This is a genomic window from Enterobacter sp. SA187 (assembly GCF_001888805.2).
Lineage (GTDB): Bacteria > Pseudomonadota > Gammaproteobacteria > Enterobacterales > Enterobacteriaceae > Enterobacter_D.
This window is the reverse complement of the sequence record NZ_CP019113.1, coordinates 3,144,456-3,169,571: the sequence shown is the minus strand read 5'-3', so window position 1 is coordinate 3,169,571 and position 25,116 is coordinate 3,144,456. Positions and strand designations below refer to the sequence as shown.

General features: G+C 56.3%; 30 protein-coding genes. 18 read left to right on the top strand and 12 right to left on the bottom strand.

The features are described 5' to 3' along the window. The first annotated feature begins 56 nt into the window (after positions 1-56). Complete coding sequence (locus tag BMF08_RS15195) at positions 57-614, top strand: nucleotidyltransferase family protein (RefSeq protein ID WP_072568385.1); 558 nt, start codon at positions 57-59, stop codon at positions 612-614. On the opposite strand, the gene BMF08_RS15190 is transcribed toward BMF08_RS15195, so the two are convergent. Beyond that, entirely contained in the window at positions 611-940 is a 330-nt protein-coding gene (locus tag BMF08_RS15190) for a YnfA family protein (protein WP_072568384.1), read from the bottom strand. The two genes, BMF08_RS15195 and BMF08_RS15190, sit on opposite strands and share 4 nt — an antisense overlap. 133 nt (positions 941-1,073) lie before the next feature. Between BMF08_RS15190 and BMF08_RS15185 the strand changes: the two genes are divergently transcribed. The 4 genes from BMF08_RS15185 (at position 1,074) to speG (ending at position 2,827) form a co-directional block, all read left to right on the top strand. Further along, positions 1,074-1,445 carry a DUF6516 family protein gene (locus BMF08_RS15185; RefSeq protein WP_072568383.1) on the top strand — a complete coding sequence of 124 codons (372 nt, stop codon included), beginning with the start codon at positions 1,074-1,076 and terminating at the stop codon, positions 1,443-1,445. Further along, the gene (locus BMF08_RS15180; RefSeq protein ID WP_072568382.1) at positions 1,442-1,819 is read left to right on the top strand and encodes an HVO_A0114 family putative DNA-binding protein; all 378 of its coding nucleotides are present in this window, start codon (positions 1,442-1,444) and stop codon (positions 1,817-1,819) included. Before BMF08_RS15185 ends, BMF08_RS15180 begins: the two co-directional genes overlap by 4 nt. A gap of 82 nt (positions 1,820-1,901) precedes the next feature. Next, positions 1,902-2,243 (top strand): DUF1283 family protein, encoded by a 342-nt coding sequence (locus BMF08_RS15175; RefSeq protein WP_072568381.1) that lies wholly within the window; start codon positions 1,902-1,904, stop codon positions 2,241-2,243. A 23-nt stretch (positions 2,244-2,266) separates the two neighbouring features. Then, positions 2,267-2,827 (top strand): spermidine N1-acetyltransferase, encoded by a 561-nt coding sequence (gene speG / locus BMF08_RS15170; RefSeq protein WP_072568380.1) that lies wholly within the window; start codon positions 2,267-2,269, stop codon positions 2,825-2,827. Between the two features lie 9 nt (positions 2,828-2,836). On the opposite strand, the gene BMF08_RS15165 is transcribed toward speG, so the two are convergent. Next, positions 2,837-3,550, bottom strand: a complete 714-nt coding sequence (locus tag BMF08_RS15165; RefSeq protein WP_072568379.1) for a YnfC family lipoprotein — start codon at positions 3,548-3,550, stop codon at positions 2,837-2,839. A gap of 167 nt (positions 3,551-3,717) precedes the next feature. Here BMF08_RS15165 and BMF08_RS15160 point away from each other — a divergent pair, with 167 nt between their 5' ends. The 9 genes from BMF08_RS15160 to osmV all read left to right on the top strand — a co-directional run bounded on the left by BMF08_RS15160 (position 3,718) and on the right by osmV (position 12,472). Then, entirely contained in the window at positions 3,718-4,020 is a 303-nt protein-coding gene (locus BMF08_RS15160; RefSeq protein WP_072568378.1) for a DUF1161 domain-containing protein, read from the top strand. Positions 4,021-4,169: 149 nt separating this feature from the next. Then, positions 4,170-6,608: a selenate/tellurate reductase subunit YnfE gene (gene ynfE, locus BMF08_RS15155; RefSeq protein WP_072568377.1), complete on the top strand. Its 2,439-nt coding sequence runs from the start codon at positions 4,170-4,172 to the stop codon at positions 6,606-6,608. Positions 6,609-6,618: 10 nt separating this feature from the next. Then, entirely contained in the window at positions 6,619-7,236 is a 618-nt protein-coding gene (locus tag BMF08_RS15150; RefSeq protein WP_072568376.1) for a DMSO/selenate family reductase complex B subunit, read from the top strand. Between the two features lies 1 nt (position 7,237). After that, complete coding sequence (locus BMF08_RS15145) at positions 7,238-8,095, top strand: dimethyl sulfoxide reductase anchor subunit family protein (RefSeq protein WP_072568375.1); 858 nt, start codon at positions 7,238-7,240, stop codon at positions 8,093-8,095. 14 nt (positions 8,096-8,109) lie between these two features. Then, positions 8,110-8,721, top strand: a complete 612-nt coding sequence (gene dmsD / locus BMF08_RS15140) for a Tat proofreading chaperone DmsD (RefSeq protein ID WP_072568374.1) — start codon at positions 8,110-8,112, stop codon at positions 8,719-8,721. Positions 8,722-9,031: 310 nt separating this feature from the next. Continuing rightward, positions 9,032-9,742: an osmoprotectant ABC transporter permease OsmY gene (gene osmY / locus BMF08_RS15135; protein WP_072568373.1), complete on the top strand. Its 711-nt coding sequence runs from the start codon at positions 9,032-9,034 to the stop codon at positions 9,740-9,742. A gap of 22 nt (positions 9,743-9,764) precedes the next feature. After that, the gene (gene osmX, locus BMF08_RS15130) at positions 9,765-10,667 is read left to right on the top strand and encodes an osmoprotectant ABC transporter substrate-binding protein OsmX (RefSeq protein ID WP_072568372.1); all 903 of its coding nucleotides are present in this window, start codon (positions 9,765-9,767) and stop codon (positions 10,665-10,667) included. Between the two features lie 9 nt (positions 10,668-10,676). Then, on the top strand, positions 10,677-11,324 hold the full coding sequence (osmW, locus tag BMF08_RS15125; protein WP_072568371.1) for an osmoprotectant ABC transporter permease OsmW: 648 nt from the start codon (positions 10,677-10,679) through the stop codon (positions 11,322-11,324). Beyond that, on the top strand, positions 11,324-12,472 hold the full coding sequence (gene osmV / locus BMF08_RS15120) for an osmoprotectant ABC transporter ATP-binding protein OsmV (RefSeq protein ID WP_072568370.1): 1,149 nt from the start codon (positions 11,324-11,326) through the stop codon (positions 12,470-12,472). Before osmW ends, osmV begins: the two co-directional genes overlap by 1 nt. A 113-nt stretch (positions 12,473-12,585) precedes the next feature. On the opposite strand, the gene bioD is transcribed toward osmV, so the two are convergent. The 3 genes from bioD to BMF08_RS15105 all read right to left on the bottom strand — a co-directional run bounded on the left by bioD (position 12,586) and on the right by BMF08_RS15105 (position 15,652). Then, positions 12,586-13,281: a dethiobiotin synthase gene (gene bioD, locus BMF08_RS15115; RefSeq protein WP_072568369.1), complete on the bottom strand. Its 696-nt coding sequence runs from the start codon at positions 13,279-13,281 to the stop codon at positions 12,586-12,588. 126 nt (positions 13,282-13,407) lie between these two features. Further along, a complete protein-coding gene (gene mlc, locus BMF08_RS15110; RefSeq protein ID WP_072568368.1) occupies positions 13,408-14,628 on the bottom strand; it encodes a sugar metabolism global transcriptional regulator Mlc in 1,221 nt (406 codons plus the stop codon). A gap of 130 nt (positions 14,629-14,758) precedes the next feature. Continuing rightward, complete coding sequence (locus BMF08_RS15105; protein WP_072568367.1) at positions 14,759-15,652, bottom strand: LysR family transcriptional regulator; 894 nt, start codon at positions 15,650-15,652, stop codon at positions 14,759-14,761. Positions 15,653-15,773: 121 nt separating this feature from the next. On the opposite strand from BMF08_RS15105, the gene BMF08_RS15100 reads away from it, so the two are divergent. Further along, on the top strand, positions 15,774-17,024 hold the full coding sequence (locus BMF08_RS15100; RefSeq protein WP_072568366.1) for an MFS transporter: 1,251 nt from the start codon (positions 15,774-15,776) through the stop codon (positions 17,022-17,024). A 50-nt stretch (positions 17,025-17,074) separates the two neighbouring features. Here BMF08_RS15100 and BMF08_RS21485 read toward each other — a convergent pair whose 3' ends face one another. Then, complete coding sequence (locus BMF08_RS21485; RefSeq protein ID WP_412175890.1) at positions 17,075-17,170, bottom strand: KPN_01571 family protein; 96 nt, start codon at positions 17,168-17,170, stop codon at positions 17,075-17,077. Between the two features lie 165 nt (positions 17,171-17,335). On the opposite strand from BMF08_RS21485, the gene BMF08_RS15095 reads away from it, so the two are divergent. The 3 genes from BMF08_RS15095 (at position 17,336) to BMF08_RS15085 (ending at position 20,398) form a co-directional block, all read left to right on the top strand. Next, positions 17,336-18,820, top strand: coding sequence for a carboxypeptidase M32 (locus BMF08_RS15095; RefSeq protein WP_072568365.1), 1,485 nt, complete (start codon positions 17,336-17,338; stop codon positions 18,818-18,820). A 153-nt stretch (positions 18,821-18,973) separates the two neighbouring features. Continuing rightward, positions 18,974-19,297, top strand: a complete 324-nt coding sequence (asr, locus tag BMF08_RS15090) for an acid resistance repetitive basic protein Asr (protein WP_072568364.1) — start codon at positions 18,974-18,976, stop codon at positions 19,295-19,297. A 279-nt stretch (positions 19,298-19,576) separates the two neighbouring features. Beyond that, positions 19,577-20,398 carry a trypsin-like serine peptidase gene (locus BMF08_RS15085; RefSeq protein WP_072568363.1) on the top strand — a complete coding sequence of 274 codons (822 nt, stop codon included), beginning with the start codon at positions 19,577-19,579 and terminating at the stop codon, positions 20,396-20,398. Here the strand turns inward: BMF08_RS15085 and BMF08_RS15080 are convergent, their stop codons facing one another. From BMF08_RS15080 to BMF08_RS15055, 6 genes are all read right to left on the bottom strand, one after another. Continuing rightward, positions 20,399-22,561 (bottom strand): bifunctional diguanylate cyclase/phosphodiesterase, encoded by a 2,163-nt coding sequence (locus BMF08_RS15080; RefSeq protein WP_072568362.1) that lies wholly within the window; start codon positions 22,559-22,561, stop codon positions 20,399-20,401. It lies immediately after the preceding gene. Between the two features lie 101 nt (positions 22,562-22,662). Next, entirely contained in the window at positions 22,663-22,992 is a 330-nt protein-coding gene (gene mdtI / locus BMF08_RS15075) for a multidrug/spermidine efflux SMR transporter subunit MdtI (protein WP_072568361.1), read from the bottom strand. Further along, positions 22,979-23,329, bottom strand: coding sequence for a multidrug/spermidine efflux SMR transporter subunit MdtJ (mdtJ, locus tag BMF08_RS15070; RefSeq protein ID WP_072568360.1), 351 nt, complete (start codon positions 23,327-23,329; stop codon positions 22,979-22,981). The genes mdtI and mdtJ overlap by 14 nt, the downstream gene beginning before the upstream one ends. 427 nt (positions 23,330-23,756) lie before the next feature. Next, a complete protein-coding gene (locus BMF08_RS21250; protein WP_199775925.1) occupies positions 23,757-23,900 on the bottom strand; it encodes a hypothetical protein in 144 nt (47 codons plus the stop codon). A 57-nt stretch (positions 23,901-23,957) separates the two neighbouring features. Further along, the gene (locus BMF08_RS15060; protein ID WP_072568358.1) at positions 23,958-24,389 is read right to left on the bottom strand and encodes a hypothetical protein; all 432 of its coding nucleotides are present in this window, start codon (positions 24,387-24,389) and stop codon (positions 23,958-23,960) included. A 219-nt stretch (positions 24,390-24,608) separates the two neighbouring features. Further along, entirely contained in the window at positions 24,609-24,848 is a 240-nt protein-coding gene (locus BMF08_RS15055) for a hypothetical protein (protein ID WP_072568357.1), read from the bottom strand. Positions 24,849-25,116: the final 268 nt, after the last annotated feature.

Below are 25,116 nucleotides of genomic sequence, written 5' to 3'. Positions count from 1 at the left end.
AAATGACGCCTCTGTCGGTAGAATGAAGATCCCCATGAGTGAACAGGAATGCCGCGATGCGCCATGCTGATGAACTGCGTCGCCTGCTATTGCAGGATGCGCTACGTATGGAAGCCCTCAAAACTGTGGCGTCGCTGGGCCTGGAGAATGGCTGGATCGGCGCCGGGCTGGTGCGTGATGCGGTGTGGGATCGCCTGCACCAGCGACCGGCGCGGCCGCCATGCGGTGATGTGGATGTGGTGTGGTTTGATGCCCGCCAAACCGGTGAAGAGATTGATAATCTTCTGGAACAGCGCCTGAGAAAGATGCGCCCGGACTTTGACTGGTCGGTAAAAAATCAGGCGCGGATGCATGAACGTAATCACGACCGGCCTTATCACAGCGTGGAAGATGCCCTGCGCTACTGGCCGGAAACCGCCACCGCCGTGGCCGTGCGGCTTTGCGGATCCGATCAAATTGATATTATCGCGCCCTTTGGCCTGGACGATCTGTTCGCCCTGCGGCTGCGCCCCACGCCGCGTTTTCAGCAGGAGAAACGCGCCATCTTTGATGAACGGATCAGGCGCAAACGCTGGCTGGAACGCTATCCGCAGCTCGTTCTGAGCGTGGATTAACCGGCGCGGCCCCATCCGGCGACGATAATCAACATCCCGCACAGCGCCACCGCCGCCCCCAGCCAGTCATACAGGCTGAGCTTTACGCCATCCACCAGCCGCAGCCAGATCAGCGCGGTGAATACATACACGCCGCCATAGGCCGCATAAACCCGCCCGCTGGCCGCCGGATGGAGCGTCAGCAGCCAGACAAACAGGCACAGCGATACCGCCGCGGGCAGCAGTAACAATGCGCTGCCACCGCGTTTCAGCCACAGCCAGGGCAGAAAACAGCCAATAATTTCACAGAGCGCGGTGATAAAAAAAAGCAGTGAGGTCCGGATCATAGGGCGTAGTCAGTCTGTTTACGTTCAGTATCGCATCATAACGGGAGTTGCGGGCGGAACGCCAGGCGCAGCCGGGGTGATTGCGTATTTTGATAAAGTTGTTATGATCCGCTCATAAGTACAGGGAGTGTTTATGGATACAAAAGATTATGGACTCAGCACTTTACTCGATATGGATGGTTATCAGTTTCGTTATGACAATGGCTACTGGTGGAAAATAGAAGCACGCCGGGTTGAAGCCTCGATTTTCAGGCCTCATGGTATCCGCTACAACCTTACACTGCATAACGCTCATAACCACCGGATTTTTGGCATGGACAATGCGCATGGCATTACATCCCCGCGTAGCGGGGGGTTCCGGTCACGAATGGTGATTTATGACCATGTCCATACAACCGCAATCGATCCGGGACAGGTTTACTGTTTTCAGTCGGCAACGCAGTTGCTGAATGATTTTTTTGCCGCTGTAGATAGCGTTATGAAAGACATAGAGGGTTCATTATGAAAGCACTTATAGGCATCATTTCGGAGGAAAACCTTCGTAAAAGAATGCTCGCTATCGCTGCCGGTAAATACACGCCGGAACCGGACGAGCCGAAAGTCTGGTTTGCCTCGCTTAATGCTATCGGGCAAATTTTGAGCAATGAAAATATCACCCTGCTACGGATGATGGCAGCACATAAACCCGAAACAATCAGCGAACTGGCGCGGCTGGCGGGCCGTCAGGTCAGTAACCTGTCGACCACCCTCAAAACCCTTGAGAGTCATGGTTTTGTGCATTTGCAGCGCAAGGGAAATACGGTTAAACCCACGGCGCTATTTACCGATTTCGTGATCCGCGTGGAAAGTGAACTTCTGGTCAACGGTAATGCGGCATAACCCCTCACGCCGGTATGTCGCCGACTTGTGATGGTGTAGAATATAAGCAATATGCCCCTGCAATAGTTAAAAGGAATGCCTGATGAAAAACTCTCTTCGCAAACGCCTGTGCCTGATGGCGATGCTGACGCTGGGCGCGGTGATGGTCACCCCCGGCGCAATGGCTGAAACCAGCAAACTGATCATTGAATCCGGCGACAGCGCCCAGAGCCGCCAGCAGGCGTTGATGGAAAAAGAGCAGTGGAATGACACCCGTTCATTGCGTAACAAAGTGAACAAGCGCGTGGAAAAAGAGTGGGATAAAGACGACGCGGCTTTTGATGCCCGCGATAAGTGCCAGCAAAGCGCCAATCTCAATGCCTACTGGGAAAACAACACCCTGCGCTGTCTTGACCGTCGTACCGGCCGCGTGGTTGCGCCGTAAATTTTCGTCATAAGGATTTGACCATGAGTGAGATTAACGGCGTGAAGCTGCGCCCGCTGGAGCGTGAAGATCTGCGTTATGTGCATCAAATGGACAATAACGCCAGCGTCATGCGCTACTGGTTCGAAGAGCCGTACGAGGCCTTTGTTGAACTGTCCGATCTGTATGACAAGCATATTCACGATCAGAGCGAGCGCCGTTTTGTGGTGGAATGCGACGGTGAAAAAGTGGGGCTGGTGGAGCTTGTGGAGATTAACCACGTCCACCGCCGCGCGGAGTTTCAGATCATTATCTCCCCGGAACATCAGGGCAGAGGCCTGGCCAGCAAAGCGGCGAAGCTGGCGATGGATTACGGCTTTACGGTATTAAATCTGTATAAGCTCTATCTCATCGTCGATAAAGAAAACGAGAAAGCCATCCATATTTATCGCAAGCTCGGATTTATGGTGGAAGGCGAACTGATCCATGAGTTCTTCATTAACGGCGAGTATCGCAACACCATCCGCATGTGTATTTTCCAGCATCAGTATCTTGCCGAGCATAAAGCGCCCGGCAGGACGCTGTTAAAGCCTACAGCACAGTAGGCGGCGGGATCAGTAATAAGCGATGGTATTTTTGATGGTGAACTGACGTTCGACCGCCGGGGTGACGCTTTCATCGACGATCAGCAACTTACAGCTGACCGGGTTATCGTGGCGGTCGTAGTCGCAGCTTTGCTTCACATGGCCAAGCGGTTTGTCGTTCAGCACGCTGACGGCGGTATAATCGAGTTTCTTACGCTTATCCGCTGACGGCGTGGCATCCACCTGTAAGTGCATCTCTTTCGAGGTGGTGGATTTCCCCAATGGATAGCCTTCGGCGTCATAACGATAATCCACCTGCAAATCCTTACCGCGCGCCGTCACCACAAAACCTTTTTCATCCGTGTCCCAGGTCACCCCTGCCGCCGGGAACGCCGCCAGCTGGCATTTCCCCTGTAAACGCAGTCTTTTCTCGTTGGTTTGTCCGTCGAGATAATAATTAGCGTCCAGCAGCAGCGAAACGCCGGTATTATTTTCGATGTCGTGCAGCTCCAGCGAATCAAAACAGCCTTCCGTCGACAGCGTACCGGTGACGCGTTTCGCCACTTCCCCTTTATCATTCAGCAGGGTCTGACTGAAATCCTTCACCGGACCACGCAGCGGATCAAAATCAAATTCGTTTGAGAAGCTCGCCATCTCCGGCGTAAAAGAAGCCGGGCCCTGCGCATTATTATCACAGCCAGCAAGCGCTACCGTTAGCGCGGCCAGAATGATTGTTTTTTTCATGTAGATTACCAGAGGTGCAAAATATTCCCTCATAGTAGCAAATACAGCGGTTTGCCGCCTCACCCGTCTCGCCTGTTATGCGGAAGGTTCTGAGATTTCCCGCAACGGCGATGCTTCCCGGGCGGACTGCTAAACTGTAGATAAATTCATGAGATAAGGGATCGTTTATGAAAGCTACATACTGGTTATGCGCAGGATTAATGCTGGCAGCGGCTCCGGTTATGGCCGCCCCGGAGTCCTGTGAAAACGTCAAAAGCGATATTGCGCAGCGTATCGTGAATAATGGCGTACCGGAATCCGGCTTTACGCTGGATATTGTCCCCGGCGATCAGGCGGATAAACCTGACGCGCAGGTGGTCGGCCATTGCGCCAATGATACCTGGAAGATCCTCTATACCCGCACCGGGGGGATGAGCGCCGCCTCGGGCAGCACCGCAACCAGCGACGGCGCCCGCACCGAACCCCAGTAAACTTATTCCCCCTGTCTTTACAGGGGGAATTTCTTAAACATTGACCTCTGATAATACCTTTCTACTCCCTTATTAGTACCCTCACACTTCCTCAGGCTGATAACTATTTCAGCTGTAATGCTATTCATTATAAAAACAGGGAGTGAGCGATGTCCGATGTCGATAATACCGGCGGTATCAGCCGGCGTACCCTCGTTAAATCCTCTGCAGCTGGTGCGCTTGTCATGGCGGCCGGTGGTTTCACATTACCTTTTGGTCTGCGCCAGGCCGCCGCCGCGGTGCAGCAGGCTGTGAAAGAAAGTGCCGATAAAACCGTCTGGGGCGCATGTTCAGTAAACTGCGGCAGCCGCTGCGCCCTGCGTCTGCATGTGCGTGATGACGAAGTGATCTGGGTAGAAACCGATAATACTGGCGACGATGTCTATGGTAATCATCAGGTACGCGCCTGCCTGCGCGGGCGATCTATCCGGCGACGTATTAATCACCCTGATCGGCTTAATTATCCGATGAAGCGCGTGGGCAAACGCGGCGAAGGGAAATTTGAACGTATCTCCTGGGATGAGGCATTAAACACCATTGCGATGAATCTCAAAGGCGTGGTGGAAAAATACGGCAACGAGGCGGTGTATATTAATTACTCCTCCGGCATTGTCGGCGGCAATATTACCCGCTCATCCCCTTCCGCTTCGCTGGTGGCGCGTCTGATGAACTGCTACGGCGGCTTTCTGGGTCAGTACGGCACTTACAGCACCGCGCAGATCGCCCGCGCCATGCCCTTCACCTATGGCAGTAATGAAGGCAACAGTACCTCGGACATTGAAAACACGAAGCTGGTGGTGATGTTCGGTAACAACCCGGCCGAAACCCGTATGAGCGGCGGCGGCATTACGTATTTCCTTGAACAGGCGCGGGATCGTTCGAATGCGCGCATGATCGTCATCGATCCCCGTTACACCGATACTGCTGCCGGGCGTGAAGATGAGTGGATCCCCATTCGCCCCGGCACAGATGCGGCGCTGGTGGCAGGGCTTGCCCATGTGTTGATCAGCGAAAACCTTGTCGACCAGCCTTTCCTGGATAACTACTGCGTTGGCTACGATGAAAGCACGCTGCCGGAAGGCGCGCCCGCCAACGGGCATTATAAGGCGTATATTCTGGGCGACGGCAACGACGGTATCGCCAAAACCCCGCAGTGGGCCGCCGCCATCACCGGCATTCCCGCCGATCGCATTATTAAACTGGCGCGGGAAATTGGCACCGCAAAACCCGCGTATATCTGCCAGGGCTGGGGACCGCAGCGTCAGGCTAACGGCGAGCTGACCGCGCGCGCTATCGCCATGCTGCCGATCCTCACCGGCAACGTCGGCATTAACGGCGGCAACAGCGGCGCGCGTGAATCCACTTACACCCTCACCATTGAACGCATGCCGGTACTGGAAAACCCGGTGAAAACGAAAATTTCCTGTTTTACCTGGACCGATGCCATTGCCCGTGGGCCGGAGATGACCGCCACCGGGGATGGGGTGCAGGGTAAAGACAAGCTGGACGTGCCGATCAAGTTCATCTGGAATTACGCGGGAAACGCGCTGATTAATCAGCATTCAGACATCAATAAAACCCACGAGATTTTGCAGGACGAGTCAAAATGCGAAACGATCGTGGTGATCGAGAACTTCATGACCTCGTCGGCAAAATATGCCGATATTCTGCTGCCGGATCTGATGACCGTCGAACAGGAAGATATTATTCCCAACGATTACGCAGGAAATATGGGTTATCTGATCTTCATCCAGCCCGCCACCTCCGCGAAATTCGAGCGTAAGCCGATTTACTGGATCTTAAGCGAAGTGGCAAAACGCCTGGGGCCGGACGTCTTTCAGCGCTTTACCGAAGGCCGCACTCAGGAAGAATGGCTGCATTATTTATACGCGAAGATGCGGGCGAAAGATCCGCTGCTGCCGGCGTATGACGAGCTCAAAGCGATGGGTATTTATAAGCGCAAGGATCCGCAGGGGCATTTTGTTGCCTATAAAAAGTTTCGTGAAGATCCGCAGGCGAATCCGCTGGAAACGCCGTCCGGCAAAATTGAAATTTACTCCGCGCAGCTGGCGGAGATCGCCGCAAGCTGGCAGCTGGCAAAAGATGAAGTGATAAGCCCCCTGCCGGTGTATGCCGCCACCTTTGAAGGCTGGGATTCGCCGGAACGCAAAACCTTCCCGCTTCAGCTGTTTGGTTTCCACTATAAATCCCGTACCCACTCCAGCTACGGCAACGTCGATGTGTTGCAGGCCGCCTGCCGTCAGGAAGTGTGGATCAATCCCCTCGACGCGAAACAGCGTGGCATTTCACATGGCGATATCGTGCGGGTATTTAACGGGCGTGGCGAAGTGCGCCTTGCCGCCAAAGTGACGCCGCGCATCATGCCGGGGGTCAGCGCCATGGGCCAGGGCGCATGGCATCAGGCCAATATGACGGGCGACCGCATCGATCATGGCGCCTGCATCAATACTCTGACCACGCACCGTCCTTCTCCGCTGGCGAAGGGAAACCCGCAGCACACCAACCTGGTGGAAATTGAGAAGGTTTAAGGAGTAACCCATGACAACTCAGTACGGCTTTTATATTGATTCCAGCCGCTGCACCGGGTGCAAAACCTGCGAGCTGGCCTGCAAAGATTACAAAGACCTGACCCCGGAGGTCAGTTTCCGTCGCATCTATGAATACGCGGGCGGAGACTGGCAGGAAGACAACGGCGTCTGGCAGCAGAACGTCTTTGCGTATTACCTGTCGATTGCCTGCAACCACTGCGCCGATCCGGCCTGCACCAAAGTCTGCCCCAGCGGGGCGATGCACAAGCGCGACGACGGTTTTGTGGTGGTGAATGAAGAAGTGTGCATAGGCTGCCGCTACTGCCATATGGCCTGCCCGTACGGCGCGCCGCAGTACAACGCCGCTAAAGGCCATATGACCAAGTGCGACGGCTGCCATTCGCGGGTGGCGGAGGGCAAAAAGCCGATCTGCGTCGAGTCCTGCCCGCTGCGCGCGCTGGACTTTGCGCCCGTTGACGAGCTGCGTGAAAAATACGGCAGCCTTGATGCCGTCGCCCCGCTGCCGTCCGGGCATTTTACAAAGCCTAATATCGTGATCAAACCCAACGCCAACAGCCGCCCCACCGGGGACAAAACCGGCTTTCTGGCTAACCCGCAGGAGGTGTGAGATGGGCAACGGATGGCATGAATGGCCGCTGGTGTTATTTACCGTCATCGGCCAGTGCGTCACCGGCGCGCTTATCGTCGGCGGGCTCGGCTGGATGGCGTGCGCCGATAACAGCGAAAACCGCGCCCGGCTTACCCGCAGCCTGTTTTTCCTCTGGCTGCTGATGGGCGTGGGCTTTATCGCCTCGATGATGCATCTGGGATCGCCCCTGCGGGCATTTAATTCCCTGAACCGCATCGGCGCGTCGGCGCTGAGCAACGAGATCGCCGCCGGATCGCTGTTTTTCGCCGTCGGCGGCCTGTGGTGGCTGGTGGCGGTAATCGGCAAAATGCCTGAAGCCCTGGGCAGGATCTGGCTTGTCGTCAGCATGGCCCTCGGCGTCGTGTTTGTGTATGCCATGAGCCGGGTGTATCAGATCGACACCGTGCCGACCTGGCATAACGGTTACACCACCGCCGCGTTTTTCCTCACCGTGCTGCTGAGCGGCCCGTTACTGGCGGCGCTGTTGCTGCGTCTGGCGCGTATCCCCTTTAACGGCGGCGTGTTTGCCTTTATCAGCGTGCTGGCGCTGCTGGCAAGCGTGGCGGTGGTGATCATGCAGACTGCGGATCTCGCCACGATCTCGTCGTCAGTACAGCAGGCAGCCGCCCTGGTGCCGGATTATGCCGCGCTCCAGGTCTGGCGTCTGGCGCTGCTCGCCGCCGGGCTGGGCTGCTGGATCTGCCCGCTGCTGTGGCGTCGTGAGCCACAGGTGTTCAGTTTGCTGGCCGGGCTGCTGTTGGTGCTGGCGGGCGAGCTGCTGGGCCGTGGCCTGTTTTACGGATTACATATGACCGTCGGTATGGCGGTTGGTGGATAAATCAGGAGTGTTTTATGGATGACGCACAGCGTCAGGCGTTTGCCGTTGCCGCCCGGGTTCTGGGCGCGTTATTTTACTACCCGCCGCAGAGCGAACAGGCCGCCCCGCTGGTGGCGGCGCTTCAGGATCCTGCCTGGCAGGAACAGTGGCCGCTACTGCCCGATGCGCTGACGCCGCTGGCGGCGCGCTTTACCGCCTCTGCCGATGAACCGCTGCCGGACGCCTGGCAGCGCCTGTTCCTCGGCCCCTGGGCGTTACCCGCCCCGCCATGGGGATCGGTGTGGCTGGATCGCGAAAATGTCCTGTTCGGCGACTCGACGCTGGCGCTGCGCCAGTGGATGCGTGACAACAACATTGTTTTTGCGCCGGGGCAAAATGAACCGGAAGATCATATCGGCACGCTGCTGATGATGACGGCCTGGCTGATGGAAGAAAAGCGGGAAGCTGAATGCGAACAGCTGCTGGCCTGGCATCTGCTGCCGTGGGCCGGGCGCTGGCTCGCCGTGTTCGCGGAACATGCCGCCCATCCGTTTTATCAGGCGCTCGGTGAACTGACGCGCTTAACCCTCGCGGCCTGGCAAACGCATCTGCTGATCCCGGTGGCGGAAAAGCCGCTGTATAAATAAGCCACACCTCTGTGAGCCGCGCGGCGTCGTCCGTGCGGCTTTTTTGTTCAGCTGCGTGATAATCCCAAACGCAAACTGTTACAACGTCACTTTTACCGTCGCAATTTAAGATAATTCCCGACCCGCAAATCGCGCTATACGCCGCAAGGCATGGCAGCTGTTCGTATAAATATTCGCCCGATCAGAAACTTGCCGCACACTGGCATCCTTTCCGGCAGCTTGCTATAGCTCATTCACCCTGCCGATACATGGCATAACAACACGCAACAGACTGTTGCAATAACGCATGCACCCAGGGAGACACACTGCAATGCAAAGATCCCCCCTTGTTCGCGCGCTGCTTTTTGTGGCCGCGCTGCTTATTGTCATCGCCCTGCTGGTCTGGAGTATCGGCCTGCAAACTATCCGCGAGCGGCAGGTTGATCTGCTGTATCTCGGGCAACAGCACATGATCCTCGTCTTCAGTTCGATGTTCTTCGCGCTGCTGGTCGGCATTCCCAGCGGGATCCTGCTCAGCCGCCCGGCATGCCGCCGTTTTGCGGAGTACATCATGCAGATCTTCAACGTCGGCAACACCCTGCCGCCGCTGGCAGTGCTGGCGCTGGCGATGGTGATTTTCGGGATTGGCGATACGCCGGCGATCATCGCGCTGTTCCTCGCCTCGCTGCTGCCGATTGTGCGTAACACCTATGCCGGTCTGTGCGGCGTGCAACCTTCGCTGCTGGAAGCCGCCAGAGGCATTGGCATGACCAAATGGCAGAGCCTGCGCCAGGTGGAACTGCCGAACGCCTGGCCGGTGATGCTGTCAGGCATCCGCATCGCCACCGCCATCAACGTGGGCACTGCGCCGCTGGCGTTTTTGATTGGCGCCAGCAGTTATGGCGAGCTGATTTTCCCCGGCATCTACCTGAACGATTTCCCGACGCTGATCCTCGGCGCTGCGGCGACCGCGCTCTTTGCGCTGATCCTCGATACGCTGCTTGCCGCGCTGGGACGCGTGCTCAGCCCGCACACTGCCTGATAACAAGAATAAGGAATCCGGTATGAAATGGTTTACCCGACTGGCAGGATTTATGGCTGCCATTGCCCTGCTAAGCGCCCAGGCGCAGGCCGCGCCGCTGGTGCTGGCCACCAAGAGTTTTACTGAACAGCATATTCTGTCGGCCATGACGGTGCAGTATCTGCAAAAGAAAGGTTTTCAGGTTACGCCGCAGACCAACATTGCGACGGTGATTTCACGTAACGCAATGATTAATAAGCAGGTGGATATGACCTGGGAATATACCGGCACCTCGCTGATTATTTTCAACCATATCAATAAACGCATGTCACCGGAGGAGTCCTACGCCACGGTGAAACAGCTGGACGCCAAACTGGGTCTGGTATGGCTGAAACCGGCGGACATGAATAATACCTATGCCTTCGCCATGCAGCGTAAACGCGCCGAGGCGGAAAACATCAACACCATGTCGGAGATGGTGGCGAAAATTGAACACATCCGCAAAACCGATCCCGACAACAACTGGATGCTCGGCCTTGACCTGGAATTCGCCGGGCGCAGCGACGGCATGAAGCCGCTGCAACAGGCCTATCAGATGGAACTGGATCGCCCGCAAATCCGCCAGATGGATCCGGGCCTGGTGTATAACGCCATCCGCGATGGCTTTGTCGATGCCGGTCTGGTGTATGCCACCGATGGCCGCGTGAAGGGCTTCGATCTGAAAGTGCTGAAGGACGATAAAGGCTTCTTCCCAAGTTACGCTGTCACGCCGGTGGTGCGTAAAGACACGCTGGCGGCTAATCCGGGACTGGAAGAGGCGCTGAATACCCTCTCCGGCCTGCTGGATAACGAGGCCATCACCACGCTTAACGCGAAGGTGGATATTGAGCACCAGACGCCGCAGCAGGTCGCCCGCGACTTCCTGCATGAAAAAGGCCTGCTGTAAGGAGCGCCCATGGATACGATTCATTACATGATGGACAACGCAGGCTATCTGATGAGCCTGACCTTCCAGCACCTGTGGCTGGTTCTGCTGGCCGTCGGGCTGGCGATTATTATTGGCGTGCCGCTGGGTATAGTGATTGTACGGTACAAATGGCTGGCGACGCCGGTGCTTGGCATTGCCACTCTGCTGCTGACCATTCCGTCGATTGCCCTGTTCGGCCTGATGATCCCGGTGTTTTCGCTGGTGGGACAAGGTATAGGCGCGCTGCCCGCCATTACCGCGGTGTTTCTCTATTCGCTGCTGCCGATTGTGCGTAACACCCATACCGCGCTGGACAGTCTGCCGCCCGGTCTGCGTGAAGCGGGCCGCGGTATCGGCATGACCTTCTGGCAGCGTCTGCGCTGGGTGGAGATCCCGATGGCGTTGCCGGTGATTTTCGGCGGTATCCGCACCGCCGTCGTGATGAATATCGGCGTGATGGCCATCGCCGCTGTGATTGGCGCGGGCGGCCTCGGCCTGCTGCTGCTGAACGGCATCGGCGGCAGCGACATCCGTATGTTAATTGCCGGCGCGTTGATGATTTGTGTGCTGGCTATTGTGCTTGACTGGCTGCTGCATCGTTTGCAGACCGCCCTGACACCGAAAGGAATACGATAATGATAAAACTTGAAAACCTGACCAAACAATTTACACAGAAAAACGGCCAGACCTTTAAAGCTGTCGATAACGTCAACCTGAATGTGCCGGAAGGCGAAATGTGCGTGCTGCTTGGCCCGTCCGGTTGCGGCAAGACCACCACGCTGAAAATGGTCAACCGGCTGATCGCCCCGAGCGCGGGCAAGATTTTGATTAACGGCGAAGACACCACCGGCATGGATACCGTCACCCTGCGTCGCAACATTGGCTATGTGATCCAGCAAATCGGTCTGTTTCCGAACATGACCATTGAGGAGAACATTACCGTCGTTCCGCGCATGCTCGGCTGGGATCGCGCGCGTTATAAAAGCCGCGCCGAAGAGCTGATGGATATGGTGGCAATGGATCCGAAAAAATTCCTTAACCGCTATCCCAAAGAGATGTCCGGCGGTCAGCAGCAGCGTATCGGCGTGATCCGCGCGCTGGCGGCAGATCCGCCGGTGCTGTTGATGGATGAGCCGTTCGGCGCCGTCGACCCGATTAACCGCGAGGTGATCCAGACGCAGTTCCTCGACATGCAGCGTAAGCTGAAAAAGACGGTGATGCTGGTCAGCCATGACATCGACGAAGCCCTGAAGCTGGGGGACCGTATCGCCGTATTCCGTCAGGGACGCATCGTGCAGTGCGCCAGCCCGGATGAACTGCTGGCGAAACCGGCGAATGAGTTTGTCGGTTCGTTTGTTGGTCAGGACCGCACGCTGAAGCGCCTGCTGCTGGTGTCGGCGGGAGACGTCACCGATCAACAGCCGACGCTGACGGTACGCAAATCCACCCCGCTGGCGGAAGCCTTCGCCATTATGGATGAGAACGATATTCGCGCCATTACCGTGGTGGATGTGGACGGCAAGCCGCTCGGCTTTGTGAAGCGTCGTGAAGCGCGTAACGCCAGTGGCGACTGCGCGCAGCTGCTGCATCCATTCCGCGTCACCGGTAAGGCGGAAGATAACCTGCGCGTGGTGCTGTCAAAACTCTATGAGAGCAATACCAGCTGGATGCCGATTGTCGATGAGGAAGGTCGTTATAACGGCGAGATTTCGCAGGATTATATCGCCGATTATTTAAGCTCCGGCAGAACGCGCCGGGCGTTAAATATTCATACCGACAGTTGAGCGTATTGCCGGGTGGCGCTGCTGAATTTGCCGGGTGGCGCTGCGCTTACCCGGCCTACGGGATTGCGACAATCAGTAGGCCCGGCAAGCAAAGCGCCGCCGGGCAGTCCAGCTTAAGCCAGAACGCGATCCGCCGCCAGCGTGCGGTTAAAGGTCAGCAGATCGATATACTGCGCCAGCTCGCGCTGCTCCGCGCGCGGCAGATAAGGAAGTTCGCCAATCAGCGGCGCCGGAATTTTGCGGCTCAGCACGTTGATGATTTCGGCGTAATGGGCCAGCCCCGGATTGATGCGGTTCGCCACCCAGCCTATCAGCGGCAGACCATCGCTGGCGATCGCCTGGGCGGTTAACAACGCATGGTTGATGCAACCTTCCTGGATCCCCACCACCATCACTACCGGCAGTTGCTCCTGCACCACCCATTCCGAGAGTGGCCGCAGATCGTTCATCAGGCTGCGCCAGCCGCCGGTGCCTTCCACCACCACATGATCAACCTGTTCGCCAAGGGCCGCGAGGCCGCTGCTTAACAGGCTGTAACTGATCGGACAGCTGTGCGCCACGCTGCTCTCTTCCTCGCTCAGGGCGATAGGATTGAACGCCTCATAAGGCAGATCAATACTGGAGACGCTTTGCAGTACCAGCGCATCTTTATTGCGCATTCCTTCCGGCGTCTCTTTACTCCCCTTCGCAACTGGTTTGTACCCTGCCACGCTTCTGCCACTGGCAGCCAGCGCCTGCAGCAATGCACGTGAAACCACGGTCTTCCCGACTGAGGTATCTGTACCCGTTATAAAGAAACGCTTAAGCATCACTTACTCCACCGTTATGCTTCGGAAATATTAATCAGAATAATAATTCAGTGGCGGAAGTCTACGTTAAGGCGTAAGGAGTCGGCTTGAGGTAGCGCAATTTTTCTTACGTCAGTAAGAAAAATGTTAACCCTGCAACAGACGTATCAATAAAGAACCGTTATACATCGCGTCTTTGACCAGCGCCGCGCCCGCCATCGTCCCCTGATTTGAGAACTGCGTGCTTTCCACCACCATATGCCGGCTGTAGGCCGGAAGGGATTGCTGGCGGATACAGTCGCTGATGGCCGGAAACAGGATGTCGGCGGCGTGGCTCAGCGGCGAACCGATAAGAATTTTCTGCGGGTTAAACAGATTGACCATGATCGCCAGGATGCGGCCCACGTTGGTGCCGACGCCGGTGATAATGTCTTTCGCCAGCAGATCGCCGTCCTGCGCGGCCTGACACAGGGATTCAACACTGAGCGGTTTGCCGTGCAGCATAGAGCTCATTGACTGGCTCATGCGCTGCTGCGCCAGCTCCAGCACGCTGTCGACGCTGGCGATGGTTTCCAGACAGCCATTATTGCCGCAGTAACAGCGCTTGCCGTAAGGGTCGACCTGGGTGTGGCCGATCTCCACCAGGCTGCTGCTACCCGCATGCAACAGGCGGCCGTCGGTGATCACCCCCGCGCCCACGTTATGGTCGATGACCACCTGGATCACGTCACGCGCGCCGCGGGAGGCGCCAAACAGCGCCTCGGCCATGGTCCAGGCGCTGATGTCATGCTGAATGTAGACCGGCACGCCGGTGTGCGCTTCCAGCGCTTCGCCCAGCGCCATGTCTTTGACATCCTCATAAAACGGCATGCGGTGGACGATGCCATTTTCCGTATCAATGATCCCGGGCAGAGTAATGGCGATAGCGGTCAGACGTTCAAGCTGATGCTGATGGCGGATAAAGAACTGATCGATATGGGTAATGACACGGGAGATAAAAGGTTCATCCGACACCAGCGGCAGCGGCTGCTGCTCTTCCACCACCAGTTTGCTGCTCAGATCGCGCAGCGCCAGATGAATTTCACCGCGGCTGATACGCAGCGATAAATAGTGCCAGGCTTCGGTTTCCACCACCAGCCCGACCGCAGGACGGCCACGGCTGCCCGGCTCCTGGATTTCCGTCTCCTGCACCAGATGCGCCTCCAGCATCTCGCGCACAATTTTGGTGATGCTGGCTGGCGCAAGCTGCGCCAGGCGTGAAAGATCGATGCGCGAAACCGGGCCAAGCTGATCAATCAGGCGATAAACGGCGCCCGCGTTGGTCTGCTTAATCTGATCAATATGCCCTGGCTGACTATCAGCAACCACCTAAGACTCCCTTATTTTCGAGCTTCGAAATAATCTGTGGGCTATGGTGAAGCAGTTCAATGAGGCCGTCAAATTTTTGATTAGCCTTGTGATTTACCGCACATTTTACCCTTCGCTTTGATGAATAAATTTACTGAATGGTCGCCAGCAGCTGTTCCCGGAAACGCGCCGCGGCCGATCCCTGCTCATGATGCTTCGCCCATACCAGCCACATTTCCGACACCGCATCCGCTTCCGCGATGGGTAGCCAGCGCATTTCGTCCAGCTGCACGCGTTTAAAGGAGGCGGGCAGGATCGACACGCCCAGCCCGGCGGCTACCAGCCCGATGATCGTCATTGCCTCCCCGACTTCCTGCGCAATAAAGGGCGTCAGCCCGTAGCGACGCAGCAGCCCGAGTATGTCGTCATACAGCCCGGTGCCGACCTGCGGATCGAAGAAGACAAAAGGTTCACGCGCCAGTTCGCTGAGCGTTACGCTGGTTTTCGCCGCCAGCGGATGATCACGCGGCACCATCGCCAGCAGCGGCTCGCGCAGGATCATCTGCCAGGCCAGCGTGTCCGGCAGCTGCGTGTTGCGCATCAGCCCCAGGTCGAGGGCCCCCTCATGCAGCGGCGCTATCTGTTCCCGGGTATTGATTTCGCGGGTTTGCAGATGCACATCCGGGTAGCGGCGGCGAAACAGCGACAGCGTATCGGAGACCGGCCTGATAAAGGGCGCAGAGGAGGTAAAGCCGATGCGCAGCTCCCCGGTCTGCCCCTGATGCAGCCGCGCGGCGCGGGCGGCGGCGTCCTCCACCTGACTTAAAATCTGCCGACAATCGGCAAGAAACTGCTTTCCGGCGGGCGTGAGTTCCACGCTGCGATTGGTGCGGGCCAGCAGCCGTGCGCCCACCTGCTGTTCCAGGATCTGAATTTGCTGGCTCAGGGGCGGCTGGGAGATATTCAGCCGGGCCGCCGCATGACCAAAGTGCAGTTCTTCGGCGACGGCGACAAAATAGCGCAGGTGACGTAGTTCTATATTCATTCGCTAAACATATTATTTGAGAGGATTAATATATTAGACAGAATATTTACATTTTCCTACCCTGTGGCGGTGGTCTTACCCGTCACCCTGAATCACGGGGATGTGAAGTTAAGGATGTTCTGTGAGTCATACAACCCCTGTTGACATCGCTGCGGCCAGCGATGCCGGTGTACAGGCGCTCTCCCGGCCCGCCCCCTGGATTAAACGCGGTAGCGCGCTGTTTGTACGCGTCACCCTGGCGATGTTTTCCGCCGGTCTTGCCACCTTTGCCCTGCTCTACTGCGTGCAGCCGATCCTGCCGGTGCTGTCGCAGGAGTTCGGCGTGTCCCCTGCCAGCAGCAGTATTTCCCTGTCGATTTCCACCGGCATGCTGGCCATCGGTCTGCTGTTTACCGGTCCGCTCTCCGATGCCATTGGCCGTAAACCGGTGATGGTCACCGCGTTGCTGCTGGCCTCCTGCTGTACGCTGCTCTCGACGGTCATGACCAGCTGGCACGGCATTTTAATTATGCGCGCGCTGATCGGCCTGTCGTTAAGCGGCGTGGCGGCAGTAGGCATGACCTGGCTTGCAGAGGAGATCCACCCCAGTTTTGTGGCGTTCTCGATGGGGCTGTACATCAGCGGCAACTCCATTGGCGGCATGAGCGGCCGTCTGCTCAGCGGCGTGTTTACCGATTTTTTTTCCTGGCGTATCGCCGTGGGCGTGATTGGCTGCTTTGCGCTGGCGGCGGCGCTGATGTTCTGGAAAATTCTGCCGGACTCGCGCCACTTTCGTCCGACGCCCTTGCGACCCAGGACGCTTGCTATTAACTTTCGCCTGCACTGGCGCGATCGCGGCCTGCCGCTGCTGTTTGTCACCGGTTTTCTGCTGATGGGCGCGTTTGTCACGCTGTTTAACTATATTGGCTATCGCCTGATGCAGGCGCCCTGGCATCTCAGCCAGGCGATTGTCGGCCTGCTGTCGGTGGCCTATCTGACGGGCACCTGGAGTTCCCCGAAGGCAGGCATGTTGACCAGCCGGTTCGGGCGCGGCCCGGTGATGCTCGGCTCCACCGCCATTATGCTGGCGGGCGTGCTGCTGACGCTGCTGGCTTCGTTATGGCTGATTTTTGCCGGGATGCTGCTGTTTTCAGCCGGTTTCTTTGCCGCGCATTCGGTGGCCAGCAGCTGGATCGGGCCGCGCGCACGACGGGCGAAAGGCCAGGCATCGTCGCTGTATCTGTTCAGTTATTATCTGGGATCAAGCGTGGCGGGCACGCTGGGCGGCGTGTTCTGGCATCGTTTCGGCTGGAATGGCGTGGGCGGGTTTATCGCGCTGCTGCTGATCGCCGCCCTGCTGGTGGGGCGCTGCCTGCACCGGCGTCTGGATTGATTAGCTTTCTTTGCCGGGTGGCGTTGCGCTAACCCGGCTTGCACGTCTGCTTACGAAAATATTCCCATTACGGATGATACACCCATCAATTCACGGACCGCATCCAGCGTCAAGACTACCAATATCACCCAATAAAATGGATTCATAACATCGAATTCTTATGTTGTTGGTTAACATGAACTTTATCTATTATGACACAGTATTACCCTTCCTGAAAAAAACACAACTTTCGTTTGATGGAAATCAAATTACCCAATAAGAATTTACTCAAGTAAGATTATTTCGCAGCCCCTTCGATGACATGAGGCATTATGGAAAATAAGAACTATCAGCAACTCACCCGCATTTTTACCCGTCTGTCCCGTTTTTCTCATCTCTCCGCGATGGGGGGCTGGGACATGTTCACCATGATGCCGCCGGGCGGTAGCCAGGCGCGCGGCGAAGCGCTGGCGGAACTGAGCGTGCTGCAACACCAGATCCTCACCGATAAAAATGTTGCGGTATGGCTGGAAGGCGCGGCGCAAGAAAATCTGAATGATATTGAACAGGCTAACCTGCGCGAGATGACCCGCCAGTATCAACAGGCGGCGCTGCTGCCGGAAGCGCTGGTGGAAGCAAAATCGCTGGCGGGCAGCAAGTGCGAACACGCCTGGCGCAGTCAGCGTCCGGCCAACGACTGGGCCGGGTTTTCTGCCAATCTGAAAGAGGTGGTGAAGCTCAGCCGCGAAGAGGCCCGTCTGCGCGCCGACGCTAAGGGCTGCTCGCCTTACGATGCCCTGCTGGATATTTATGAGCCGGATATGACCAGCGCCCGCCTTGACGCGCTGTTTGGTGATTTAAAATCCTGGCTGCCGGATCTGCTGAATCGGGTGGTGGAGAAACAGGCACAGCAGCCGCTGATCGCGCCGCAGGGGCCGTTCCCGGTTGATTTACAGCGGGAGATTGGCGTCGAAACCATGGCGCGCCTGGGATTTGATTTTAACGGCGGGCGGCTGGACGTCAGCGCCCACCCGTTCTGCGGCGGCGTGCCGGACGATGTGCGCATCACCACACGTTACGACGAAAATGAGCTGTTAAGCGCCCTGCTGGGCGTGGTGCACGAAACCGGCCATGCGCGCTACGAGCAAAATCTGCCGCGTACCTGGCCAGGGCAGCCGGTGGCGCTGGCGCGCTCCACCGCCATTCATGAATCCCAGAGCCTGTTTTTTGAGATGCAGCTTGGCCGTAGCGCCGCCTTCCTGAAGCAGCTGTTGCCGTCGGTAGTGCAGCGCTTTGGCGATCAGCCCGCCTTCAGCGAAAGCAACTTTATTGCCTGGAACCAGCGCGTTAAGCCGGGTTATATCCGTGTCGATGCGGATGAAGTCAGCTATCCGGCGCACGTGGTGCTGCGCTATGAAATTGAGCGGGCGCTGATTAACGGCGACATCGAGGTGGAGGATATTCCGGCGCTGTGGAACGAGAAAATGCAGAGCTGGCTGGGGCTGTCCACGGGAGGCAATTACCGTGATGGCTGTATGCAGGACATTCACTGGACGGATGGCGGCTTCGGTTATTTCCCGTCGTACACTCTGGGCGCCATGTATGCCGCACAGCTGTTCCACGCCGCCAGAACCGCCCTGCCGGATCTGGATGCCGCCATCGCGCAGGGGGATTTCACCGCCCTGTTTGACTGGCTGCGGCAGAATATCTGGCAGCACGGCAGCCGCTTTACCACGTCGCAACTGATTGAAAACGCGACCGGCGAAGCGCTGAACAGCCGCTATTTCCGCCAGCATCTCACCGCGCGTTATCTGTAACGCCTCCACGCGCCGGGTCATCATACCCGGCGTTGTACATATGGTTACACGCCGATACCAATGACTCACGGAAGCCGCGAATTATCAGGGATATAGTGTTTTCAACGGCCCCGCAGTGGGGTTGAATGTTGAAACCAATTCGAGGATCACGAGATGAAAAAAGTATTAGCTCTGGTTGTTGCCGCTGCTATGGGTCTGTCTTCCGCCGCTTTCGCTGCTGATGCTGCCACCTCCACCACTGCTGCACCGGCCGCTACCGCGACCACTGCTCAGGCTCCGGCTGCGACCAAAACTGCCCCGGCAAAACACAAGAAACACAAAAAAGCCGTTGCCCAGAAAGCGCAGGCTGCTAAAAAGCACCACAAAAAAGCCGCTGCTAAACCGGCTGCTGAGCAAAAAGCTCAGGCCGCTAAAAAGCATCACAAAAAACACGTAAAACATGAAGCCGCAAAACCGGCCGCACAACCTGCTGCATAAGTTGTAGCAATGTTATCTGCCCGCATGTCCGGGCAGGCTAATAACACGGCGCTTAGCTTTCTGGTAAGCGCCGTTTTTTATCCGGAGGGCGTATGCTGGGGCGTTATCGGTTTGAGTTAATTCTCATCACGCTTATTTTATGCGCAATCGTTGCCACGCATTTCTATTTTTCCTGATTGTAGTACGCTGATTTTACTCCCACTTTCCACGCCTCCCGTCTATAGTTAGTCTTACATTGGGTTACTTTTAATAATCATAATTACCCCACCAGAGTGTGCTATGCGTAAAACTGTTGTGTTGTTACTGGGAACGTTCTGTTTATTTTCCGCAGTCCTGCATGCTGATGAAGGCGATGATGAGGCGATGAATGCCGGTGAGGTGAAAACGCTATTTTTCGGTCATGACGATCGTACCCGCGTCACGCAACCGGAGCAGTCCCCCTGGGATGCAATCGGGCAACTGGAAACCGTCAGCGGCAATTTATGTACTGCCACCCTGATCTCCCCGCATCTGGCGCTCACCGCCGGGCACTGTCTGCTGACGCCGCCCGACGGCAAGCCGGATAAAGCGCTGGCGCTGCGTTTTGTGGCGCAAAAAGGCATCTGGCGGTATGAGATCCATGGCATTGAAGGCCGTGTCGATCCGTCTCTCGGCAAACGTCTGAAGCCTGACGGCGAGGGCTGGATCGTACCGTCTTCCGCCGCCCCCTGGGATTTTGGGCTTATCGTGCTGCGCTATCCGCCGTCCGGCATCACCCCTCTGCCGCTGTTTACCGGCGATCGCGAGGCATTAACGGCAGCGCTAAAAACGACCGGCCGCCACGTTACCCAGTCCGGGTATCCGCAGGATCATCTGGATGCGTTGTACAGCCATAAAGATTGCGTGGTGACCGGCTGGGCGCAGACTTCGGTGTTGTCCCATCAGTGCGATACCCTGCCCGGCGACAGCGGATCGCCGCTGATGATCCAGACGGACACCGGCTGGCAGTTAATTGGCGTGCAGAGTTCCGCCCCGGCCGCGAAAGATCGCTGGCGGGCGGATAACCGGGCGATTTCAGTAACGGGTTTTCGCGAAAAACTGAGCGAACTGGCGCAGGAATGATCATCCCCGCCGCTGTTTACGCAGCGGCATCAGCACAGAAATCGGCTGCGGCTGGCTGAAGTAGAAGCCCTGTAACCGATCGCAACCGGCAAGGCGCAGCAGTTTCATCTGCTTTTCGTTTTCCACCCCTTCCGCAGTGACCGACATACCCAGCGCGCTGGCGATCCGAACGGTGCCGCTGACCAGCGCGGCGGCCTGATCGTCCGCATCTACCAGCCCGGCCAGCGATTTATCAATTTTAATGGTGTCGAAATTAAAGCGCCGCAAATAGCCAATGCTGGAGTAGCCGGTGCCGAAATCATCCAGCGCCACGCCGGTACCCAGCGCTTTCAGATTGGCGATCGCCGTACGCGAACGCTCCGGATTTTCCAGCACATAGGTTTCGGTCACTTCCAGTTGCAGACGGTGCGCCGGAAAACCGACGGTGTCCAGCACGCCCGCCACTTTCACTTCAAATTCCGGATCGCGAAACTGCGCGGGGGAGATATTCACCGACAGCTTAAGATCTTCCATCGCCAGTAAATCGGTACAGGCGCGGCGCAGCACAAACTGGCCGAGGGCGTAAATCAGGCCGCTGCTTTCCGCCACCGGGATAAATTCATCCGGCCCCAGCGCCCCGGCTGGACGACGGGGCCAGCGCACCAGCGCCTCGACGCCGGTCATGGTCAGCGTATGGGCATCGACAATCGGCTGATACCAGACGTCAAATTCGTCGTTTTCCAGACCGTCACGAATGTCATTCTCGATGATCAACTTGCGTTCGCGCGCGCTGTTCAGCGCCGCGTCATAATGCGTGATGCGGCCTTTACCGGTCATTTTCGAGTGATACATGGCGATGTCGGCGCGGCGGAACAGCTCGGTGCTGCTACAGTCGCCCTGCACGCTGCTGGCGATGCCGATACTGGCGGTGATGTGAATACTGCGTTCGTCCAGCCGCACCGGCGCATTGAACCAGGAGAGCACCAGCATGGCAAATATCGCGCTCTTTTCGTGAGCATTGTCGCCGTGCATGGTCATGGCAAACTCATCGCCGCCCATGCGCGACAGCATCCCGCCCGGCGGCACTTTTTCACTCAGGCTGCGGGCGACGGCGACGATCAGCTTGTCGCCGACGTCATGACCGTAAACGTCGTTGACATCCTTAAAGCCATCCAGATCCATAAACACCACCGTGATGGTGTCGGTATCGCCGGACTGATTAAGCTGCTCCAGCCGTTCGATCAGCGCGCGCCTGTTGGGTAAGCCGCTCAGCCAGTCGGTGACGGCGATGCGGCGGGCCAGCTTTTCGCCGCGCGACAGTTTGTAAAGCCCGGCGCTGGTCAGCAGGATAAACATCAGGATCAACAGCGTCACCAGGCCAACAATCTGGCGGATTTCCCACGCCGCCGCATGAGCGGCCTGCGCGCCGGGAAGCTGCGGATCCCAGCTCAGGTAGCCGAGGATTTCCCCTGCCGCGCTGCGCAGCGGGACGCTGGCGGTGGACGGCATGGTATGACTGAAGGTGAGATTGTTGATCTGGAAGGTGTCGCCCAGGTCTTTGAGGATTTGCGGCGTCAGATGGCGGGTGATCACCAGATAGCGCCGGGTATTGTCGTACACTTCGAGACGACCGGTGGTCGGGCGGATAAGGCCGATCCCCACAAAAGCCACGCCGTAACGGGTGCGGGTGATCCCTGCGTAGATCAGATTTTCCCCGGGCAGCGTACGCTGATTATGGCTGATTAACGCCTTCAGCCCCGCGCCAAAAAAATCCAGACTAAGTTCGGTAAAAGGCTCCATGCGAAAGGAACCCCACAGCATGTCGAAATTCTCATTCAGCACAAAGGTGCCGTCATAAAGATTATTAACCTTAAAGCCTGCGCCCCAGGTGTTATATAACCAGCTGGCATTCACCTGTGGGCGATAGACCTCGCGCACCGCATCGTCCCAGACGGCGTTGTCCAGCACCAGCGACCATACCCGGTTTACCGAAGTCTGGATCGCCCCCTGCACCGACAGCGCCGAGCGGTGTTCATCGATTTCGTTGGTTTTAGCGCTGATGAGATGCAGCGAGAGATAAATCAGGGTAATAACGGAAATAACCAGACCAATACCCGCCACGAATATCATAACGGATAAGGTTCGTGCGGTGGGTAGATTACGCCAGCTTAAGGGTTTGAACATTCACCGCCCTCTTATCCGCCTGAAAAGGCTGTTATCTTTTTTACAGAAGTAAAAATAAGCTTAGCTGATTTCGCCGTCAGCGGCAGCAGACGGCGATCACATCAGGCAAGTTTAATCAGCACCATGCCGAGGATCAGCAGTATGACCCCCGCCCACCCTTTCCTGTTCAGCCGCTGAGAGAACAATATCCAGCCAGCGGCCAGGGTAGCGGCGATGCCGAAACCGCCCCACAGCGCGTAAGCGACCGATAAATCAATGCCCTTCACCGCCTGTGACAGCGCGCTGAAGGCGGCCAGTACCGCGGCCAGCGACAGCACGCCATAACTTTTGCGGCGAAAACCGTCGGAAAACTTCAGCAGTACGTTGGCGATAATTTCCAGCAAAATTGCCAGCCCCAGCCAGGCCGCGTGTTGCCATTCAAAGGGCTGCATGGGCGGACTCCTTCACTTTACGGGTGCCGGATTTGATAAGCGTAATGCCCACCACCAGCGTGGTCAGCCCGGCGACTTTCATCACCGTCAGGCTTTCATCAAACCACAGTACGCTGCACAGGGTGATGAGCAGAATGCCAATCCCTTCCCACAACGCGTAGGCCACGCCAAGGGCGATTTTTTTCACGGCAAAGGCCAGCAAAATATAAGACAGAGCGATCATCGCCAGCATTAAAATAAAGCCGGTATGGCCGCCAGAAACGCTCGCCCATTTCATGGACAGGGTACCAATAATTTCAGCCAGAATAGCCAGAGCCAGTAAGATCCAGTAACGCATCATTCTCTCCTGCGTGAGAATATAATCCTTCGTGGCTTACGATAAATCGCAAACCTTAAAACGGTAGAGGGTAGCCGTGCGCATCATGCGCCAGCTCGTGCAGAGAGAATGAAGGCTAAAGCGCCGAGCGCCAGTACTGTTCACCAGCAAGCTGAGTGGGTGCAGAAAGGATAAAACGGGGGGTAAAACGAATTGACCTGCAAAGATTGTCCATAAAATTACAATTATCCGCGTCTTGCTTCTCGTCCTGCGGATGAAAATTGTCCTCGGTAGTTAAACACGCGATATTTTTACCACAACGGCTGTATGGGATTCTCGAAATTTTCAAATCTTTACGCAGCGGCAGGGTTATTTTTTAAGCAAAGTTGCGGGGGTTTAAAATAAAAAAGGGTGCAGCGCACCCTTTATTTTAAATCGTTCCCGGCGATTAACTTGCCTTAAACGGATCTTTGCTGTCATCCTGGCTGTCGTCGCGTTTACGGGGCAATTCGCCCTGCTTCGCCGGATTATCTTTGACCGGCCGTTGCGGTTCTGCTGCTGTGATGTGTGGTGGTTGCGTTTGCGTTGTCATGTCGGCCTCCTGTTATCTTGTCTTTTTAGTTTAGTTGATAATCGCCGACGCAGAAGTTTAACGGGGCAATTCGCTGCGTTTTTTCTTTACCCTGGGTACCGGGCGTAAGACAGCGTATCCCTGATTCTGAAAAGCATGGTTATCCATTATCTTTTCATCTTCATGCACCCCGGTCCATAAACCGGAGAGCGCGTTAAAGTTCATTGTCTGTTCACCGTCAGGCGTTTCAACATAATAGGCACCCGTTTTCAGATAACCAGCTGAAAACAAAATACGCCGGTGACTGGTGGTTTTCATTTTATATTCAATCTTACGAAAACCTGTTGGTACTGCACGATATACATATAATGGCAAACGGGTGATTTTTATATCTCCCAGTCCGGCGATAACTTCCCCATCTCGCATAAGTACCACGTCTTCAACTACCAGGTTAACGGGCGTGTTATTATCCTGCTGATGATTCTCCGCCTTAAAATAAACAAAGTTCATGCTTTCTCCATTCCGCAGATACAATCTATCTGTATTAAGTTATAGCGCAGAACGTAGCGGCGAAGAATTAATTAAGATTCCACTGAGAGGTGGAATTAAGCAAAAAGTATGAGCTGGAATTTTTAATTAATAGATTAGTTGGCGTGTTGCCGGAAGGCGATGGTATTTCGCAGCAGGCAGGTGATCAACGGCCTGCTGCGATTTTGATGTGCGACGGACTCAGGCGACTTTCGTTTCCAGCGGTGCTTCACACTCACGCAGGCTGCGCTGCAAATCATAAATCAGACTGCGCACCATGTCAGGCGACAAACTAAAGAACTGCGAATCAAAGGTACTGGCACCCGCCGTATGGGGCGACGTGCTGTAGCCAAATTTAACGACGACATTACTACGACTTTCAACCGGACCAACCTGCCAGCCCACTACGGGAAAGGCAGGAAACACGGGCTCAATGCTCATCCTAAATCTCCTTATAAATCAATGTTTTTCACAGGTTTAACATTACAACACGTTTGTTACGACATGTTTAACCGATCAAAAAACAGTGCCGGGCCGTAAATATCAGGTACGACGCATGCTAATCAGGCTCCAGTGTCAGGAATTATCTTAGCCTAACTGATAATAGTCACAAGCCTATTTCGTAAGAAATGTCTTATTTAAGGAATAATCCGTTTTTTGATGTCATCGAAACGTTTTACCCGCTATTACTCGCCCATTAGCTTAACAA

What these genes read in the sequence shown, in the direction of transcription:
- BMF08_RS15055 (WP_072568357.1), bottom strand. Translation starts at nt 24,848, where the DNA reads ATGAGCATTGAGCCCGTGTTTCCTGCCTTTCCCGTAGTGGGCTGGCAG.
- osmV (WP_072568370.1), top strand. Translation starts at nt 11,324, where the DNA reads ATGATAAAACTTGAAAACCTGACCAAACAATTTACACAGAAAAACGGC.
- speG (WP_072568380.1), top strand. Translation starts at nt 2,267, where the DNA reads ATGAGTGAGATTAACGGCGTGAAGCTGCGCCCGCTGGAGCGTGAAGAT.
- BMF08_RS15180 (WP_072568382.1), top strand. Translation starts at nt 1,442, where the DNA reads ATGAAAGCACTTATAGGCATCATTTCGGAGGAAAACCTTCGTAAAAGA.
- BMF08_RS15105 (WP_072568367.1), bottom strand. Translation starts at nt 15,652, where the DNA reads ATGAATATAGAACTACGTCACCTGCGCTATTTTGTCGCCGTCGCCGAA.
- mdtJ (WP_072568360.1), bottom strand. Translation starts at nt 23,329, where the DNA reads ATGCGTTACTGGATCTTACTGGCTCTGGCTATTCTGGCTGAAATTATT.
- BMF08_RS15175 (WP_072568381.1), top strand. Translation starts at nt 1,902, where the DNA reads ATGAAAAACTCTCTTCGCAAACGCCTGTGCCTGATGGCGATGCTGACG.
- BMF08_RS15195 (WP_072568385.1), top strand. Translation starts at nt 57, where the DNA reads ATGCGCCATGCTGATGAACTGCGTCGCCTGCTATTGCAGGATGCGCTA.
- BMF08_RS15190 (WP_072568384.1), bottom strand. Translation starts at nt 940, where the DNA reads ATGATCCGGACCTCACTGCTTTTTTTTATCACCGCGCTCTGTGAAATT.
- ynfE (WP_072568377.1), top strand. Translation starts at nt 4,170, where the DNA reads ATGTCCGATGTCGATAATACCGGCGGTATCAGCCGGCGTACCCTCGTT.
- bioD (WP_072568369.1), bottom strand. Translation starts at nt 13,281, where the DNA reads ATGCTTAAGCGTTTCTTTATAACGGGTACAGATACCTCAGTCGGGAAG.
- BMF08_RS15165 (WP_072568379.1), bottom strand. Translation starts at nt 3,550, where the DNA reads ATGAAAAAAACAATCATTCTGGCCGCGCTAACGGTAGCGCTTGCTGGC.
- osmW (WP_072568371.1), top strand. Translation starts at nt 10,677, where the DNA reads ATGGATACGATTCATTACATGATGGACAACGCAGGCTATCTGATGAGC.
- BMF08_RS15085 (WP_072568363.1), top strand. Translation starts at nt 19,577, where the DNA reads ATGCGTAAAACTGTTGTGTTGTTACTGGGAACGTTCTGTTTATTTTCC.
- BMF08_RS15060 (WP_072568358.1), bottom strand. Translation starts at nt 24,389, where the DNA reads ATGAACTTTGTTTATTTTAAGGCGGAGAATCATCAGCAGGATAATAAC.
- BMF08_RS21250 (WP_199775925.1), bottom strand. Translation starts at nt 23,900, where the DNA reads ATGACAACGCAAACGCAACCACCACACATCACAGCAGCAGAACCGCAA.
- BMF08_RS15095 (WP_072568365.1), top strand. Translation starts at nt 17,336, where the DNA reads ATGGAAAATAAGAACTATCAGCAACTCACCCGCATTTTTACCCGTCTG.
- osmY (WP_072568373.1), top strand. Translation starts at nt 9,032, where the DNA reads ATGCAAAGATCCCCCCTTGTTCGCGCGCTGCTTTTTGTGGCCGCGCTG.
- BMF08_RS21485 (WP_412175890.1), bottom strand. Translation starts at nt 17,170, where the DNA reads ATGAATCCATTTTATTGGGTGATATTGGTAGTCTTGACGCTGGATGCG.
- mdtI (WP_072568361.1), bottom strand. Translation starts at nt 22,992, where the DNA reads ATGCAGCCCTTTGAATGGCAACACGCGGCCTGGCTGGGGCTGGCAATT.
- BMF08_RS15185 (WP_072568383.1), top strand. Translation starts at nt 1,074, where the DNA reads ATGGATACAAAAGATTATGGACTCAGCACTTTACTCGATATGGATGGT.
- BMF08_RS15145 (WP_072568375.1), top strand. Translation starts at nt 7,238, where the DNA reads ATGGGCAACGGATGGCATGAATGGCCGCTGGTGTTATTTACCGTCATC.
- BMF08_RS15160 (WP_072568378.1), top strand. Translation starts at nt 3,718, where the DNA reads ATGAAAGCTACATACTGGTTATGCGCAGGATTAATGCTGGCAGCGGCT.
- BMF08_RS15080 (WP_072568362.1), bottom strand. Translation starts at nt 22,561, where the DNA reads ATGTTCAAACCCTTAAGCTGGCGTAATCTACCCACCGCACGAACCTTA.
- BMF08_RS15150 (WP_072568376.1), top strand. Translation starts at nt 6,619, where the DNA reads ATGACAACTCAGTACGGCTTTTATATTGATTCCAGCCGCTGCACCGGG.
- asr (WP_072568364.1), top strand. Translation starts at nt 18,974, where the DNA reads ATGAAAAAAGTATTAGCTCTGGTTGTTGCCGCTGCTATGGGTCTGTCT.
- dmsD (WP_072568374.1), top strand. Translation starts at nt 8,110, where the DNA reads ATGGATGACGCACAGCGTCAGGCGTTTGCCGTTGCCGCCCGGGTTCTG.
- osmX (WP_072568372.1), top strand. Translation starts at nt 9,765, where the DNA reads ATGAAATGGTTTACCCGACTGGCAGGATTTATGGCTGCCATTGCCCTG.